Origin of the sequence: uncultured Jannaschia sp., assembly GCF_947503795.1 — a bacterium.
In the GTDB taxonomy this organism is placed as follows: domain Bacteria; phylum Pseudomonadota; class Alphaproteobacteria; order Rhodobacterales; family Rhodobacteraceae; genus Jannaschia.
Genome location: NZ_CANNEZ010000001.1, coordinates 1,598,974 through 1,615,296, shown reverse-complemented (window position 1 = coordinate 1,615,296; position 16,323 = coordinate 1,598,974). Strand labels below are relative to the sequence as shown.

General features: G+C 67.9%; 13 protein-coding genes and 1 pseudogene. 9 read left to right on the top strand and 5 right to left on the bottom strand.

The genetic code is table 11. The features are described 5' to 3' along the window. Window positions 1-76: 76 nt before the first annotated feature. Window positions 77-1,018: a LysR substrate-binding domain-containing protein gene (locus Q0833_RS08485; RefSeq protein WP_298432532.1), complete on the bottom strand. Its 942-nt coding sequence runs from the start codon at window positions 1,016-1,018 to the stop codon at window positions 77-79. Between the two features lie 168 nt (window positions 1,019-1,186). Here Q0833_RS08485 and Q0833_RS17875 point away from each other — a divergent pair. The 3 genes and pseudogenes from Q0833_RS17875 to Q0833_RS08475 form a co-directional block, all read left to right on the top strand. After that, window positions 1,187-1,402: pseudogene (locus Q0833_RS17875) on the top strand (TetR/AcrR family transcriptional regulator); the annotation flags it as partial. Between the two features lie 199 nt (window positions 1,403-1,601). Next, window positions 1,602-1,835 carry a hypothetical protein gene (locus Q0833_RS08480; RefSeq protein ID WP_298432529.1) on the top strand — a complete coding sequence of 78 codons (234 nt, stop codon included), beginning with the start codon at window positions 1,602-1,604 and terminating at the stop codon, window positions 1,833-1,835. Between the two features lie 192 nt (window positions 1,836-2,027). Next, on the top strand, window positions 2,028-2,666 hold the full coding sequence (locus Q0833_RS08475) for an alpha/beta fold hydrolase (protein WP_298432527.1): 639 nt from the start codon (window positions 2,028-2,030) through the stop codon (window positions 2,664-2,666). 42 nt (window positions 2,667-2,708) lie between these two features. Here the strand turns inward: Q0833_RS08475 and Q0833_RS08470 are convergent, their stop codons facing one another. Both Q0833_RS08470 and Q0833_RS08465 read right to left on the bottom strand, forming a co-directional pair. Continuing rightward, the gene (locus Q0833_RS08470) at window positions 2,709-4,085 is read right to left on the bottom strand and encodes a cytochrome c3 family protein (RefSeq protein WP_298432523.1); all 1,377 of its coding nucleotides are present in this window, start codon (window positions 4,083-4,085) and stop codon (window positions 2,709-2,711) included. Then, entirely contained in the window at window positions 4,086-4,994 is a 909-nt protein-coding gene (locus Q0833_RS08465; protein WP_298432520.1) for a hypothetical protein, read from the bottom strand. Between the two features lie 312 nt (window positions 4,995-5,306). Here Q0833_RS08465 and Q0833_RS08460 point away from each other — a divergent pair, with 312 nt between their 5' ends. Genes Q0833_RS08460 through Q0833_RS08435 form a run of 6 tightly spaced genes read left to right on the top strand, consistent with a single transcriptional unit; the run spans window position 5,307 to window position 12,328 of the window. After that, window positions 5,307-7,283, top strand: a complete 1,977-nt coding sequence (locus Q0833_RS08460; protein ID WP_298432517.1) for a heme lyase CcmF/NrfE family subunit — start codon at window positions 5,307-5,309, stop codon at window positions 7,281-7,283. Then, on the top strand, window positions 7,283-7,828 hold the full coding sequence (locus Q0833_RS08455) for a DsbE family thiol:disulfide interchange protein (RefSeq protein ID WP_298432513.1): 546 nt from the start codon (window positions 7,283-7,285) through the stop codon (window positions 7,826-7,828). Before Q0833_RS08460 ends, Q0833_RS08455 begins: the two co-directional genes overlap by 1 nt. Further along, window positions 7,825-8,316: a cytochrome c-type biogenesis protein gene (locus tag Q0833_RS08450; protein WP_298432510.1), complete on the top strand. Its 492-nt coding sequence runs from the start codon at window positions 7,825-7,827 to the stop codon at window positions 8,314-8,316. Before Q0833_RS08455 ends, Q0833_RS08450 begins: the two co-directional genes overlap by 4 nt. Then, window positions 8,313-9,545, top strand: coding sequence for a c-type cytochrome biogenesis protein CcmI (gene ccmI, locus Q0833_RS08445; protein WP_298432507.1), 1,233 nt, complete (start codon window positions 8,313-8,315; stop codon window positions 9,543-9,545). The genes Q0833_RS08450 and ccmI overlap by 4 nt, the downstream gene beginning before the upstream one ends. A 46-nt stretch (window positions 9,546-9,591) precedes the next feature. After that, complete coding sequence (locus Q0833_RS08440) at window positions 9,592-10,863, top strand: NAD(P)-binding domain-containing protein (protein ID WP_298432503.1); 1,272 nt, start codon at window positions 9,592-9,594, stop codon at window positions 10,861-10,863. Continuing rightward, window positions 10,850-12,328 (top strand): ankyrin repeat domain-containing protein, encoded by a 1,479-nt coding sequence (locus Q0833_RS08435; protein ID WP_298432499.1) that lies wholly within the window; start codon window positions 10,850-10,852, stop codon window positions 12,326-12,328. Before Q0833_RS08440 ends, Q0833_RS08435 begins: the two co-directional genes overlap by 14 nt. 7 nt (window positions 12,329-12,335) lie before the next feature. Here Q0833_RS08435 and Q0833_RS08430 read toward each other — a convergent pair whose 3' ends face one another. Both Q0833_RS08430 and Q0833_RS08425 read right to left on the bottom strand, forming a co-directional pair. Then, a complete protein-coding gene (locus Q0833_RS08430) occupies window positions 12,336-14,627 on the bottom strand; it encodes a hypothetical protein (protein WP_298432496.1) in 2,292 nt (763 codons plus the stop codon). A gap of 28 nt (window positions 14,628-14,655) precedes the next feature. Further along, entirely contained in the window at window positions 14,656-16,212 is a 1,557-nt protein-coding gene (locus Q0833_RS08425; RefSeq protein ID WP_298432493.1) for a hypothetical protein, read from the bottom strand. Between the last annotated feature and the right edge of the window lie 111 nt (window positions 16,213-16,323).

Sequence of the window (16,323 nt, the reverse complement as noted above, 5' to 3'; positions counted from 1 at the left end):
CAGGACGGATGCTGGGAAAGTTCGAGTGTCTTCGGCCAATAATCGACCGCTCGGACACCGCCGGGTGGCGCGGTCGTTATCCGCCCGGCGATTGTGGCTGGAACGGCGCCTCGTCTTCGGCGGCGGCAACGGCCCATCCACGGAAGCGCGCGACCTTCGGGTCGTGCCAGGCGTCCCGCGCGGCCAGCAGCGAGACCCCGCCGAACGGTCCGGCGCAGACCATCTGCGGGAAGGGGGTCACCAATGCGCCCGAGGCCAGCTCCTCCCGGCAAAGGACCAGATCGGCCATCACGACTCCGGCCCCCGCCACGGCCGCGCGCATCGCCGTGTCGAGGTTGGGAAAGTCGAGGCCCCCGCGCAGGTCAAGCGCGCCCTCGGGGTCGAAGGATTGCGCCCAGGCGGTCCAGTCGTGCCGTTGCGGCGTTTCGTGCAGGATTTCGTAGCGCGCCAGATCCGCCGGTATGCCGAGCGGACCCGTTCGGGCCAGGAGCTGCGGTGCGCAGGCCGGTGTCAGTCGGACGGGAAAGAGCGTTTGCGAGACGATGGAATCGGATCGCGCCAGCCAACTCTCGACCGAGAAGGCGACGTCGTATTCCGCTCCGTCGAACCCGTCCGGCCTGTGGAACCCGGTGGTCAGGCGGACGCAAAGGTCGGGATGGATGCGACGGAACGCGTCGAGCCGTGGAATCAGCCACCGGACCGACGTGGCCGGCGGGCAGAGGATGCGCAGGTCCTGCGCCTCCGCCCGGATGCGGTCCAGTTCCCGACCGACGCGGCCGAATGCTTCGGTCAACACCGGCAGGAGGCGCGCACCCGTGGCCGTCAATCGCACGCCTTGCGCCTGCCGCACGAACAGGGCGACGCCGAGATCGGCCTCGAGCCCCTTCACGTGGCGGCTGACCGCGCCACGGGTGACATGGAGCTCCTCTGCCGCATCGACGAAGCCGCCATGGCGGGCGGCGGCCTCGAAGGCGCGGAGCGCGTTGAGCGAGGGCAGGCGCAGGGCGTGCGATGGCACGGCACTCCGCGTGATCGCGTGCTTCGGGGGCCGATCCGAACGTGCGGCCAGCCGGTCTATCACCGAGGGTCGGAGATCTGTGGGCCCGTGCGAAGCATCTCGTAAGGAGCCGCGTTACCACTCGCGGCCACGCACGCACTCCGGCTTTCAAGCCCCGTTCGCTTCAAGATGCCTCCAAACCCCGTACCCGCAACGCACCGCTCGGTGGGCGGAATGACTGCGACGACGGGGCGGCGGGTCGATACGCGGGGCGCGCTTCTCGATGCCGCCAAGGCCGTGCTCCTGACTCATGGCTACGCGAGCCTTTCCACCCGGAGCGTGGCCGCAGAGGCGGGCACGCAAATGAGCCAGATCCGCTCCCATTTCGGGTCGAAGGAGGGGCTGATCCTCGCGCTGTTCGAGCGCATGAATGACGACTTCATCGCGCGTCAGTCCGAGACCTTCGAGAACCCGGACCTGCCGCCGTCGCAAAAAATGGGCGCTCTCCTGCGATTATCTCGAAGCGGACCTGGCCTCGGGCTTCGTCCGCGTCATCCACGAGCTGATCGCCGCGGGCTGATCGGACGAGGCGGTCGGCGATGTCGTGCGTCCGGCGCTCCGGCGCTGGTACGAGCTGATCCTCAAGCTGGTCCGCCAGTTCGAGCGCGAGCATGGCGCGCTTGGCCCCTTCGCGGCAGACGATGTCGCCGCGCTGGTGGCCTCGGCTTTCATGGGCGCGGAAACCCATACCCTGCTGGGCTATCCGGCCGACCGCTTCCCCGCGATCTGCGCCCTCCACCGCTTCGGCACCCTCATCGAGAGCTTCGAGAAGGACTAGGCTCATGCGCGCACTCGAACCCCACACGTCCGGCATGGTCGACCGCACCGGCACGCGGCTCGCCTACGAAGTGTTCGGAGAGGGGCAGCGCACCATCCTGTTCGGGCCCACCTGGGCGCTGATCCATTCGCGCTGCTGGAAGGGACAGGTGCCGTATTTCGCCCAGACCCACCGCGTCGTCACCTTCGATCCGTGCGGCAACGGCAAGTCGGACCGCCCCGGCACTCCCGAGGGCTACGCGGTCGACCGGATCATCGAGGACGTGCCCGCGGTGATGGCGCACTCGGGATCGAACGCGCCACCCTCGTCGGCCTGTCGTTCTCGAGCGCCATCGCCTTTGCGGTCGCCGCCCATTTTCCCGAGCGCGTCGAGGCCGTCGTCTCGACCGGCGCATGGACCCAAATCGTGCCGCCCTACGATCATCGGGCCGCCGGGTTCGACGCCGACCCCGGACCCGCCCCCGGGGGCTGGGACAAGTACAACGCCAAGCATTGGCGCCGCGACTATCGCGACTTCGCGGAATTCTTCCTGGGTCGCGTCCAGAACGAGCCGCATTCCACCAAGCAGCGCGAGGATGCCATCGCCGACCTGAGCCTTGGCGACGGACTGCCGCGAATGCGCGACTGGGTGCCGGATCACGGCGAGTTCGCCGATTACATCCTCGGGCGGCATCCGTCCGAATTCGGGCAACGCGACGACCTGCGGGCCGAGCTGGGCTATGATGACGGGCGACCGGTTTGCATCGTCGCGGTCGGCGGCTCGGCCGTCGGCGCGCCCCCCGCCGCCCCGCACCCATCGCACCCGGCGGCGCCGTCCAAGCGGCGCGTATGATTGTCGAGATAATGTAGGGTCCGGTTCGGGCCCGCGCCGCGGTCAGCGCAGCCGGGCCCCTTCGAAGCTGTCCGTCGCGTGGCATTGGTCGCAGGTCCGGCCGAACCGACCGCCATGGACGTCGTCGTCGGCATGGCAGGATGCGCAGTCCTGCGACACCTCAAGAGGCGCATTCGGGCTGTGGCAGGCCTCGCAGGTCAGTCCGAGATGGGCGCCCGTCAGCGCGAAATCCGTCTGGGTGTCGTGGTCGAAGGTCCAGAATTCCCAGCCGTTCGGGTTGTGGCAGGTCTCGCACTGGTCCGGGAGGCTGTCCTCGTGAACGTCGTCGTCGCTGTGGCAACTGGCGCATGCCACGTCGGCGGACCGGAACGTCGCGTCGAGGTGACAGCTCTCGCAGGGGACGAGCGTGTGCAATCCGAGGAGCGGGAACCGGGTGATGTCGTGGTCGAACGCGACGTCTTCGGACCAGGCGTCGGGATTGTGGCAGGTGTCGCAAGCCTCGCCCAACTGACCGGCATGGGCATCGTCTTCCGCGTGGCAGGCGTAGCAGTCGGTCGCAAGGACGGTCTCGTAGGCATTGGTCGCATGGCAGGATTCGCAGCCGCTCTCGTCATGCGCGCCGACCAGGGTGAACGTGGTGTCTCGCGTGTGGTCGAACCGCACTTCGGTCCAGGCTTCGACGATGTGGCAGGTTGCGCAATCCTCTCCGAACACCCCCGCATGCACGTCCTGGATCCGGTGGCAGTCGATGCAGTCCGTCGGCAGGCCGTCATAGATTTCACCCACATGGCAGGACATGCAGTCGATACTCTGATGCGCGCCGACCAGGGCGAAATCGGTCGCGGCATGGTCGAAGGGGCGCAATTCGGTCCAATCGGCCGGCGCATGGCACGTGGCGCAGTCGCGCCCGAGGCGGCCTTCGTGCGGCTGATCCTCGATATGACAATCGACGCACATCGTGGGGGCGTCGCGGAACTGGGCGCCTTCGACATGGCATGACGCGCAGGGCAGGATTTCATGCGCGCCGTCCAGGGCGAAATCGGTGTCGGTGTGGTCGAAGGCGGCCGTGTCGAGCTGCACGATATCGGCGTCGCGCCCCTCGTGGTCGGTGTGACAGACCCGGCAGTCCTGATCCAGCACCTCGGGCCTGCGGCCATGAAAGCCCCGCCGGTCGGTGATGTCGCGGTCGACGGCGGTGTGGCAATCGAGACAGAGCGCCGTCTCGCCTTCCTCCGAGAAGGAGACGTGGCAGTTCGCGCAGTCACTCTCGAGCTCGGCATGACCCTCGATGAGATCGCCGGGCATCACCAGCCGTTCGAGAAGGGTCTGGGCGGGTGCGAAGGTCGCCGCGATCAGCAGAAGAGCCCCGGCCAGAAGAAGGCGTGCGGCGTGGAGACGGGTGCGGCCGGTGACGTGCATTCAGTACAGGTGAACTCCCACGACGTGCACGATAGCAGCAATCACCAGGATCACGAACAGCGGAAGATGAAAGAGGTGCCAGAGCGAGAACAGCCGTTCGTAGAGCGCGAAGGACTGGGCCCGCGCGACCGCGTGGAGGTAGCTGTCGAGATGCCGGCGGACCAATTGGCTTCGATCGTGGCGCGGCCCGCCCGCCTGTCCGACGGTCTGGGCGTAGCGCCGCATCACGTCACGGCGCAGGCGGAACCGCGAGACGGGACCGCTCATCGTCCGTCCGAGATTGGTCCAGAGATCCTGGGTCGGCGCAAGTCGGCGCGATTCGTAGTCGCGCAGCGTCTCCAGCAGCCATTCCGCGTCGGGCATGTCGGTGTCGAACTCGTGCTTCAGTGTCTCCATGTCGTCGAGATATTCCCGCACGAATGCGCGTCGCCCGTAGAGACCGCGGTGGATCCGGGCGTAGAACAGGCGCCCGATCAGGCCGCTGATCGCGACGACGAGCATGGCGAACAGCGCGACGGAGCTGTTGAGCGAGCCGAGCGCGAAATTGGCATGCAGGATGATGAGGGTCGGGCCGATGATGCCGAGCATCATGTGGATCCGGAACCAGCTTCGGACGTCGCCGATGAACCGCAGCTTCACGATCCGCTTGCGCAGCGGGTAGAGCAGCAAGGTCAGCATCGCGAGGGCCCCGACGATCCCGAGCGCGTAGCCCCACCCGGTTTCCGCGGTGAGATCGCCTTCGAGACGCCGTGTCCAGGCATAGCCGATTGCCGCCGCCGCCAGGCTCAGCATGACGATCAGTTCGGGCGCGCCGGACTTGCGGCCGCGGGACGTGTCGGGGGCGGGCTTCGGGGCGGGCTTGGCCGCGGTCGATGTCGCGAAGCTCTGCTCGGGCGTGGCAATCGTCATTCTGAACCTCGGACGGCGTATCATCGGGCGAACGCCATTCGTTAGCCGCTCCGCACCGCTCGGGCGACTCCGGGTCTCGCCGCATCCGTCAAACCGGCAGATTCACGCGAGGGCCCGGCAGGAATCCGCAGGCGGGCGGCGAAGGTGGTGCTGGACAGGGTGGGGTCTTGTGCCAACAATGCAGGCGTCTGCGCCGGCCGGAGGGACAGGGGAACGCCCCCGGAGGCAGAGTGTTATGGCGGCTCGCAAGATCCGCCACATGGTGACGTGTCTATCGCCGGGCGCTGTCGAAAACGTCAGGGGGTTGCGGCGATGGTGGCGGAGATCGGACAATTCGCGCTGGTGATCGCGCTGCTGATCGCGGTCGCGCAGGCGGTCGTGCCCCTGATCGGCGCCAGCCGCGGCGAGACCCACCTGATGACATTCGCCAACACGGCATCGGTGGTGCTGTGCGGCTTCGTGGTGCTGGCCTTCGCCGCGCTGGTCCAGGCCTTTGCCGTGACCGACCTGTCGCTGCGGGTCGTCGTCATGCATTCCAATTCGACGATGCCGACACTTTTCAAGCTGACCGGCGTCTGGGGCAACCACGAGGGATCGTTGCTCCTCTGGGTGCTGATCCTCGCGCTCTTCGGCGCGGCACTCGGGCTGACCGGGGCCAACCTGCCCGCGACGCTGAAGGCGCGCGTGCTGGCGGTGCAGGGGATGATCTCGGCGGCGTTCCTCGCGCTGATGATCTTCACGTCGAACCCGTTCGCACGCATGTCGCCTACGCCGACCGACGGTCAGGAGTTGAACCCGCTCCTGCAGGACATCGGCTTGGCGATCCACCCGCCGTTTCTCTATCTCGGCTATGTCGGATTCTCGGTGACCTTCGCCTTTGCCGTCGCGGCCCTTCTCGAAGGCCGGATCGATTCGAGCTGGGCCCGCTTCGTGCGGCCCTGGGTTCTGGCCGCGTGGTGCTTTCTGACCATCGGGATCACACTGGGCAGCTACTGGGCCTATTACGAACTGGGCTGGGGCGGCTGGTGGTTCTGGGATCCGGTCGAGAACGCGAGCTTCATGCCGTGGATCGTCGGGACCGCGCTGCTGCATTCCGCGCTGGTGGTCGAGCGGCGACAGACGCTGATCGTCTGGACAGTCCTGCTGGCCATCCTGACCTTCTCGCTCAGCCTCGTGGGCACGTTCCTCGTCCGCTCCGGCCTTCTGACCAGCGTGCATGCCTTCGCGACCGACCCGTCACGCGGCGTCGGCGTGCTGGCCATCCTGTTCGCGGCGACGGGGGGCGGGTTGACCCTGTTCGCGCTGCGCGCCGGGACGTTCGACAAGCCCGCCGTCTTCGCGCCGGTCAGCCGGGAAGGCGGATTGATCCTGAACAACATCTTCCTTCTGGTAGCAGCCGGGACGGTCTTCGTCGGCACCTTCTATCCGCTGGTCGTCGAGCTGATGGGGCCGGACAAGATGTCCGTCGGGCCGCCCTACTTCAACCAGACCTTCGTGCCGCTGATGATTCCGCTGCTGATCGCGGTCGCCGCCGGGCCGATCCTGCGGTGGAAACGCGACAGCCTGCGCCGCGTGCTGGGGCAGCTTCAGCCCCCGGCTGCCATAGCGCTGGTCACGGCACTCGGGGTGTTCGTCTGGGGCGGCGGGGCGCATCCGTTCGCGGCTGCGGGCCTCGGGCTTGCGGCCTGGCTGGTGGCGGCATCGCTCTGGACGCTGGTGATCTGGACGCGCCTCTTCGACGTCTCGCTTGGCCGGAGCGCGCGGTTCGCCCGAAACATCCCGCGTTCGGTCTATGGCATGGTGCTGGCCCATGCCGGGCTGGGCCTCGCGGTCGCGGGCATCACGGCTGTCACGGCGTTCCAAGAGGAGCACATCGTGTCGATGGTGCCGGGCGACAGCGTGGCGCTGGCCGGGTACGAGGTCACGCTTGCGGGCGTGGCGCAGGTCAGCGGCGAGAACTTCATCTCGGACGAAGGCCAGTTCACCGTGACCCGCGACGGGCAAGCCGTCGCCACCATGACCTCCGAGCGACGGTTCTACACCGTCAGCCGCACCACCACGACCGAGGCGGGGATCAAGGCGGTTTTCCTGTCGAACCTCTATGTCGCGATCGGCGCGCCCAACGACCGCGGCGAATGGGTCGCGCGCCTCTACCATCACCCGCTCGCGCTGCTGATCTGGCTCGGACCGATGACCATGGCACTTGGCGGGTTCGTGTCGCTCTCGGATCGCCGGATGCGCGTCGGGGCGCCGCAGCGCGCCCGCCACCCGCCGACGGTGGATGCGTGATGGCCCGCCGCATCCGCAAGGCCATGCTGATCCCGCCGGCGGCGTTCCTGCTGATCGGGGGCCTTCTGGTGTTCGGGTCGACGGGCGAGGACAGGCAGGCCGGCGCGGGCTATCTCGACCGTCCGCTTCCGGTCTTCGCGCAGCCGCCGCTGGCCGGCACCGGGCCGGGGCTGACGTCGGAGGACTTGCGCGGCGAGGTGGCGCTGATCAACGTCTTCGCATCCTGGTGCACGATCTGCCGGAGCGAGCACCCGATGCTGACGCGGCTGGGAGCCGAGGGCGAGGTCGCGCTCTTCGGGCTGAACTGGAAGGACGCGCCCGGGGCGGGCGGTGTGTTCCTCGGCGACCTCGGCGACCCCTACCGGGCGACCGGTGTGGATACGGATGGCCGGACCGGTGCGGCGCTCGGGGTGACGGGGGTGCCCGAGACCTACGTGATCGATGCCGAGGGGCGCATCCGCTACCGCCATGTCGGCGCCCTGACCGAAGAGGTCTGGCGCGACATCCTCGGGCCGCTCGTCCGGCAGCTGGAGGCGCAATCGTGAACGCCCTCCGCCAGATCGTCGCGGCGGTGGCGCTGCTGGCCGTGGCATTCGTGCTTTCGCCCGCGCCCGCCCATGCGGTGCAACCTGACGAGATCCTCGCCGACCCGGTGCTCGAGGCGCGGGCGCGGGCGATCGGGCTGGAAATGCGCTGTCCGGTCTGCCGCAACCAGTCGATCGACGATTCCAACGCCGAGCTGGCCCGCGACCTGCGCGTCCTGATCCGCGAGCGGCTGGTGGCCGGTGACAGCGACCGGGAGGTGACCGACTACCTCGTCGCCCGGTACGGCGCGTTCATCCTGCTCCGCCCGCAGTTCGAGCCCTATACGATCGCGCTCTGGCTGGCTCCGCTGGCGATGCTCATCGCGGCATTCGCCGGGTTCTCGGTCCTCTGGCGGCGCAGGGCCACTGGTCCGACCGAGCCCGAGGCGCTGTCCGACGAGGAGCGGGCGGTGCTGCGCCGCGTCTATGACGGGGAGGGGGCGCCATGACGCTCTGGATCGTTCTTGTGGCCATGATCGGCGTGGCGGCTGTCGTCATGGCGATGCCATTTCTACGCCGGGGGACGGACCCGTCCGCCGAGACGGACCAGTCCATCGCGCTGGCCCGCAGCCAGATCGACGAGATCGAGGCGGATGTCGCGCGCGGCGTGCTGGACCCGCGCGAAGGGCAGGCGGCCCGGCTCGAGATCGAGCGGCGAATCGTGGCGCTGGCCCGCGCGCCCAAGGCCGCCTTGCGTCTGTCGTCGGACAAGGTGCGCCTGTCGGCGGTCGCGATCCTCTGCGGATGGGTGGTGATCGGCGCTACGGCGCTCTACGCGGTAATCGGCCGACCCGATTTGCCCGCGGCGCCGCATCTCGCGTCCGGTGGCGGCAATCTGCCGGCCGCCGGGGGGCTCGAATCGGTGGCGCGCGACGACGCTGCGACCGCGAACCAACCCCCCGTGGGGACCGTCGACACGGCCATCGCCAATCTGGCCGCCCGGCTGGAAACCACGCCCGACGATGCCGATGGATGGCGGATGCTGGGCTGGTCCTACTTCAACGTGGGCCGTTATTCCGAGGCTTCCGCGGCCTACGGGCGGGCCGTCGCACTGGTCGATGACGACCCCGAGCTCTGGTCGCTCTATGGCGAGACACTGGCGCGCGCCGCGAGCGGTCAGGTCACCGAGGCGGCCGAAGCGGCCTTCGCATCGGCGCTTGCGTTGAACCCCTCGGACGCCCGTGCGCGATTCTTTGCCGGAATGGCCGCCGAACAGGCCGGTGACGTCGAAGGCGCGCTCGAGATCTGGATCACGCTCCTGAACGATGCGCGGCCGGATGCCGACTGGGCGCCGGGCGTGTTGCAGCGAATTCGGGAACTGGCTAGCCGAAACGGCATCGATGTGGCCGCGCGGCTGCCCGATACCGAAACGCTTTTGCCGCCCCGTTCGGCCATGCCCGCCCCCTCGCGGGAAGAGGTCGAAGCGGCGGAGAGAATGGCGCCCGAGGATCGTCAGGCGATGATCCTGGGCATGGTCGATCAGCTGGAGGCTCGACTGGATAGCGATCCGGATGACCCGGATGGATGGATGAGGCTGATGCAGTCGCGGATGGTCCTGGGGGACCCCGAGGCCGCGAAAGAGGCCTACCTCGGCGCGGTGCAGCATTTCGGGGCATCGTCGGAGATCCGGTCCCGGATCGACGACAAGGCCCGGGAGCTGGGGCTGGGGGTGGAATGAGCAGAGGACCGACGACCTGCCCGTATCGACAATTCTCATCTATGCCGTGCCCCTCGTGCTGGTGTGGGTCGTGTTCGTGGTTCTGCGGCAACGCGGCGAACGCACGGCGCAGACCCAGAAGGCGGAGGCGCACGCCGCCGGTCTGACGCAGCCCGCCTCGCTGCATCCGGTGATCGATCCGACCACCTGCATCGGCTGCGGGGCCTGCGTGCGGGCTTGTCCCGAGGGCCGGATCCTCGGCCTCGTGAACGGCAAGGCCGAACTGGTCGAGCCGGCAAACTGCATCGGTCATGGTGCCTGCGCGCAGGCCTGCCCGATGGACGCCATCACTCTGGTGTTCGGAACGGCGGAGCGGGGCATGGACATTCCGCATGTTGGGCCGGACTTCCAGACCAACGTGCCGGGCATCTACATCGCCGGAGAACTCGGCGGTATGGGGCTGATCCGCAACGCGATCGAACAGGGGCGGCAGGCGCTCGGCGAGATCGCGAAGCACAAGGCCCCGGCCGCGCCGGGTGCAGTCGACGTCGTCATCGTGGGTGCCGGTCCGGCCGGGTTCGCCGCCGGTCTGGGTGCCATGGAAAAGGGCCTGAGTTACGTCATCGTCGAGCAGGAGACGCTTGGCGGAACGGTCTCGCACTTCCCGCGCGGCAAGCTGGTGATGACGGCGCCCGTCACGCTGCCGATCTACGGAAAGGCGAATTTCCGCGAGACGACCAAGGAAGCCCTGATGGAATTCTGGGAGAAGGTGGTCGCCGACACGGGTCTTCAGATCAATTTCGAGGAGCGCGTCACGGCGATTGAACCCGATGGCGACGGCTTCGAGGTCACCACGACCGCAGGCACACATCGCGGGCGTGCCGTGCTTCTGACGATCGGTCGGCGCGGGACGCCCCGGAAGCTCGGCGTGGAGGGCGAGGAGCAGAGCAAGGTCGTCTATCGCTTGACCGACCCCGAACAGTATCAGGGGCAGTCGGTGCTGGTGGTGGGCGGCGGCGACAGCGCCATCGAGGCCGCGACCAGCATCGCCGAGCTACCGCAGAGCGATGTGACGCTGTCCTATCGAAGTGCCGCGTTCTCACGCGTGAAGCCGAAGAACCGCAAGAAGCTCGAGGCGGCCGAGGCGGATGGCAGCCTCAACGTCATCCTCGGCTCCAACGTCAAGAAGATCGACGCGGCGCATGTCGAAATCGAACAGGCGGGCGATATGACGCGTCTGCCCAACGATGCCGTCATCGTCTGCGCGGGGGGCATCCTGCCGACCGCGTTTCTCAAATCCATCGGAATCACGGTCGAGACAAAACATGGCACTGCATAGAACAACGATTCTCCTCGCCTTCGTCGCGCTGGCCGCGCCTGCCGCCGCCAACGTGCAACAGCGTCCCGGCGACGCGCTGCGGATGCAGGCGGCCGAGACGGCGGTCCGGCAACGCAACTATACCGAGGCGGCCGAGACCCTGGCGGACCTGTCGGCGGAGGGGCACGCCGAAGCCTCGTTCATTCTCGCCACGCTCTACCGCGACGGGCGCGGCGTGCGCCAAGACGAGCGGATGGCCTTCGACCTGACGAAACAAGCTGCTGAAGCGGGCCATCTCGATGCGCAATACAGCCTCGGCAACCTCTTGCTGGATGGACGCGGCACCGAGGAGGATGCCTTGGCGGGTCGGACGTGGGTCGCCACCGCCGCCGCTGAGGGTCACGCGCTGGCCGCACGGTTGCTGTCGAAGCTGGACCGCGCGCTGGTCGCCGAGAAGGAGGCCGACCATGCGGCGGTGGAGGAGAGCGTCGAAGAGACCGAACGCGAGGTATCCGAGATCGCGAATAATCTGGGCTGGACCCTTCTGATCGAAGCGGCACGGCGCGGCGAAGACGAGGTGACCGAAGCGCTGCTGGACGACGGCGCAGTGATCGACGGCACCGACAAGCAGGGGCGCACCGCGCTGATGCACGCGGCCGAGACGGGTCAGATCAAGGCGACCATGGCGCTGGTCGAGGCCGGTGCCGATCTCAATTTCCAGGACGCGGAGGGTCGGACGGCCCTGGCCCTCGCATCGCAGGCGGGGCACTACACGGTGGTCTGGCACCTGCTGCAGCACGGCGCGCGGAGCTATCTGGCCGATGCCGACGGCACGCGCCCGCTGGGCCATGCGCTCGGGGCCGGGCAGACGCGGGTCGCCCTTCTCCTGCTCAAGCACGACTTCCCGGCCGAAGATCCCCAACTGCGGATGAACCTCCTGACGACGGCGGCGCAGAACGGCGGGCCGGAGATCCTGGACATGCTGCTGCAACGGGGATTGCCGCTCGATCTGATCGACGCGGACGGGCGCGGGGCGCTGTGGCACGCTGCGGCGGCGGGCAACAGGCCCGCGGCATCGTTCCTGATCGAAACCGGCGTGGCGATCGACCATGCGGATCACGAGGGCGAGACGGCGCTGCACGCAGCGCTGCGCTTCGGGCAGACCGGGATGATGTCCCTGCTTCTGAAGGCCGGGGCGGATGTGAACGCCGCCACCGAGACGGGCAACACGGCCCTGATGATCGCCGCCCGGCAAGGCAATTCCCATGCCGTCCAGAGCCTGATCGGCGCGGGCGCAGAGATCGACCTGCGCAATGCCAAGCGCAACTCGGCGCTGATGCTGGCCGCGCAGGCCGACGCGCGCGAGGTCGTCGGATTGCTGATCGAAGCGGGGGCCGACAAGGGGCTGCGCAACCAGGACCGTCACCGCGCCCGCGATCTTGCCCTTGCGGCGGGAAATCCGGTGGTCGTGGCGCTGCTGGACTAGGCTCGCCTCAGAACTCCTGCCGGATCCCCAAGAAGGCATAGGTCTCGGTGCGGTTGTCGAGTGTCGTGGGCGTCCGCGTCCGGGACAGGCGTCCGCCGACCTCCAGCTCCAACTGGGTGCTGTCCCTGACCTCGTAGTCGATCGTCACCGACGGGACCGCGAAGATCTCCGTCCCGCCGCTCGCCTTCAGGTCCCGGTGGCCTAGCCGCAGGCGCGGCCGGACGCGCAGCCGGTCTGTCGGCCTGAAGCGGTAGGACGCGTCGATCAGCCCGAGCGTGGCAGACGAGGTGTCCGCATAGCGCAGGGACGCGCTGAGTACGTCGGATTCCGAGAAGACACCCGACCCGAAGACGCCAATCGACGCGTAGACATCCGTTCCCGGCGCGGCGATTGCGGGCACGCCCCCCGAGGCGGGGTTGCCTTCTGTCTGGAACACCGTGGCATCCGCGTTGAACAGCCACGTGTCGTTCCAGGGTCGGAAATACGACAGCGTGGCAGATCGCGACGCGGTCGTGCGGTCGAGCGCGAATTGCCGGACCTCGGCCAGGGTGAAGGTCTCCAGCAACTGGTCCAGCGTCTGGCCCGCCTGGCCCTGTTCGGCATTGGTCAGCGCGAGCGTGGGCGACTGGACGTAGTCGAGACTGAAGGTCAGCGTGGAGCGGTCCTCGAACCGGCGCGTCGCGGAGATCCGCGCGTAGTTCAGCTTGTCGAGGGAGATGTCGTAGTCCACGGCGGCGCTCGCGAAGAAGACGTCGTCCTCGTATTCCAGCTCGAACCCGATATTGCGGCGATCCACCACCGAACCGGCGCGCTGCTCGAAGGCGTAGATGCTGAGGTCGGTGTGCGAGAAGACCTCCTCGAACTCCAGGCTGATGCCGTAGGTCAGGCGGTCGAACTCGAACAGGGGGTCGCGGACGCTGTCTACCGGCGAGCCGATCTGGAAATGGGCGCTGAACGCCTCGTCGCGGCGCCAGCTTGCGGTCAGGCCGTCGAATCGGTCGAACACCCCGCCCGACCGGACGAGATGGCGCCCGAACCGATAGGAAAGATCGGAGTGCTTCGGATCGTAGTCCACGTAGAGGCGCGAGAAGCGGACATTCTCCTCCTCGTCGTCGAACGCGAACTCGAGCGCGCCGTCCACGCGCCATGACAGGATGTAGTCCGCGGTCTCGTAGACGCCGCGGAAGTTCACACCATTCACGAGCGAGTTCTGAAGCACGAAGTCGTCCACCGACCGGCGGGCCGTATCGAAATCCGAGATGCGTGCCGTCTCCTGCCGGAAGAAGTACCGGCTGGTGAAGCTGCCAGAATATTCGAGCTTCGGAAGGCTCTCCTCTTCCGCCTCGTCGGGATCGGCGATGGGGCGGCGGGTGTCGCGGGCCGGTGTGAGCGGACGCGGCCGCGCCGCCGCCTGATCGAGGGCAGGGGGGGCGTCCGTGGAATCCACCTCTTCGTTGGGCCGCGCCGGGGTGCCGTCCGTCGCGGTGCGCAGGGGTGCGGGCGGCGCGCCCTGCGCGGTCAGCAGGGCCGTCAGGCGCTGGCGGACGCGGGTCGCGCCGTCGCCGTCGGGATAGCGCTCCAGGTAGATCTCGTATTCGGCCCGGGCCTGCGCGAACTGGTCGTTGCGCTCCCGGACGACGCCCAACAGCTCCTGCGCCTCGGCGCTGCGCTCATTCTCCGGCGCGGACAGGATGCGGGTCAGCAACTGGATCGCGCGATTGTAGTTCTGCGCGGTGATGGCCGCGCGGGCCTCGACGAAATCGGCCTCGATCCCGGCCAGGTCGTCGTCGGTGTCATTGATCGGGGCGTCCGGGGCAGGCGGGTCGGACGTCACCTGCGGCCCGCCCCCGGTCAGGGAGTTCAGGCAGGCGCTGGCACCCCCGGCCTCGGCGACCGCGACCGAGACCGTCCGACCATCGGGCGCCATCGTCGCCTCGGTGACGACCGGCCGCGCGAAGGTGATGTTGAGGACGAGATCGGCCCCGGATTGCTCCAGCGCGATGCGCGTGGCCCCCAATGCGGGCGACGACGGTGCAGGCAGGGTGACCGGTGCGTCGAATTCGAGGATCTCGGTGGCATCATCCCCGTCGGGGCGCAGGATCAGATCGATCCGGGACGCGCCTTGGCCGCCGGATTGCACGAGCAGGTCCAGCGGCGAAGCGAAGCGCACGACGAGGGTCGGGCACACGCGGGCGGCATCGAAGCTCGCCTCGGCATCGACCAGCAGGGACTGTGCTTTGGCCGCCGGCGTTAAGGCCAACGCAGCACAGAGGGCGGCCAGCGCGCCAGTCCTACGCATCCGTCCCGCGGTCCGATTTGGGGTGACGTCAATCATCCCAGTCCGACGTGTTGTGGCAGTCGTCGCACGCGTTCGAGGACCGGGGATGATCGCTGGGCTTGCCTTCGGCGAAGCCGCCATTGTGACAGGTGACGCACGCCCCGACCACCGAGCTGTGATCGACCGAGACCGAGGTCCAGGACGTGGGCCGGTGGCAATCGTCGCAGGTGTTGCTGCTCGGGATATGGTTGCCGGGTTTGCCGGTGGCCGTGCTGCCGTTGTGACAGGTCACGCAGGCCCCGGTGACGGCGGCATGGTCGAAGCGCACGTCGGTCCAGGTGCTTGGGACATGGCAGTCGTCGCAGGTATTGCTGCTGGGGATATGGTTGCCCGGCTTGCCCGTCGCGGTGCTGCCGTTGTGACAGGTGACGCAGGCGCCGGTGACAGAGGCGTGATCGAAGCGCACATCGGTCCAGGTCGTCGTGCTGTGGCAGTCGTCGCAGGAGTTGCTGCTCGGGATATGGTTGCCCGGCTTGCCGGTCGCGGTGCTGCCGTTGTGGCATGTGACGCAAGCCCCGGTGACCGAGGCATGATCGAAGCGCACATCGGTCCAGGTGGTCGTGACGTGGCAATCGTCGCAGCTATTGCTGCTGGGGATGTGATTGCCGGGTTTGCCGGTCGCGGTACTGCCGTTGTGGCAACTGACGCAGGCCCCGGTGACGGAGGCGTGGTCGAACCGCACGTCGGTCCAGTTCGTCGTGATGTGACAGTCGTCGCAAGAGTTGCTGCTGGGGATATGGTTACCGGGCTTGCCGGTGGCCGTGCCGCCGTTGTGGCAGGCGACACAGGCCCCGGTGACCGCCGCGTGGTCGAAGCGGACATCCGTCCATGTGGTGGTTACGTGGCAATCGTCGCAGCTATTGCTGCTCGGGACATGGTTGCCTGGCTTACCCGTGGCGGTGTTGCCGTTGTGGCAGGTGACACAGGCCCCCGAGACGGCGGCATGGTCGAACCGCACGTCGGTCCATGTGGTCGTGACGTGGCAGTCGTCGCAGGTATTGCTGCTGGGGATGTGGTTGCCCGGCTTGCCGATGGCGGCGCCGCCATCGTGGCAACTGGCGCAAGCGCCCGAGACGGCGGCGTGATCGAAGCGCACATCCGTCCAGGTGGTCGTGATGTGACAGCTGTCGCAGGTATCGGCGGTCTCGAGGTGATCGGCGGACTTGCCGCTGGCATTCGCGCCGTTGTGGCACGCGACGCAGTCCCGATCCGCGAGGCTGTGATCGAAGGCGAAAGGTCGCCAGTTCTCCGCCGTATGGCATTGGGCGCAACTGTCGGATGCGGGCGGGTGCGCGGCGGGCTTTCCGGCCACCATCTGGTTGTTGTGGCAGCCGACGCAGGTTTGCGGCGTATCGACGAGATTGCCGTCGATATGGCAGCTTTCGCAGGTCGCGCCGCGATGGGCCCCGGTCAGGTCGAACCCGGTGGCACTGTGATCGAAATCAGAGAAATCCGTTGGGGCTTCGGCGGCATCCTGGCCGAGGACGGCTGTGCCGGTCACGACCAGAAACGTGACGAGAACGCAGCGGAGGAGCCATTCGAACACGGTCAGGCGTCGCTGCTTTGCCGGCTTCGTTCGGGCGCCACCTGAAGCTGCGTTGATTTGGACCCCATGGCGATAATCGTAACACTACTTCGGGGACCGGGTTGCCCTGGC

Coding starts and splice junctions, on each gene's coding strand:
- Q0833_RS08470 (WP_298432523.1), bottom strand. CDS start 4,085: ATGCACGTCACCGGCCGCACCCGTCTCCACGCCGCACGCCTTCTTCTG.
- Q0833_RS08465 (WP_298432520.1), bottom strand. CDS start 4,994: ATGACGATTGCCACGCCCGAGCAGAGCTTCGCGACATCGACCGCGGCC.
- Q0833_RS08460 (WP_298432517.1), top strand. CDS start 5,307: ATGGTGGCGGAGATCGGACAATTCGCGCTGGTGATCGCGCTGCTGATC.
- Q0833_RS08455 (WP_298432513.1), top strand. CDS start 7,283: ATGGCCCGCCGCATCCGCAAGGCCATGCTGATCCCGCCGGCGGCGTTC.
- ccmI (WP_298432507.1), top strand. CDS start 8,313: ATGACGCTCTGGATCGTTCTTGTGGCCATGATCGGCGTGGCGGCTGTC.
- Q0833_RS08435 (WP_298432499.1), top strand. CDS start 10,850: ATGGCACTGCATAGAACAACGATTCTCCTCGCCTTCGTCGCGCTGGCC.
- Q0833_RS08430 (WP_298432496.1), bottom strand. CDS start 14,627: ATGCGTAGGACTGGCGCGCTGGCCGCCCTCTGTGCTGCGTTGGCCTTA.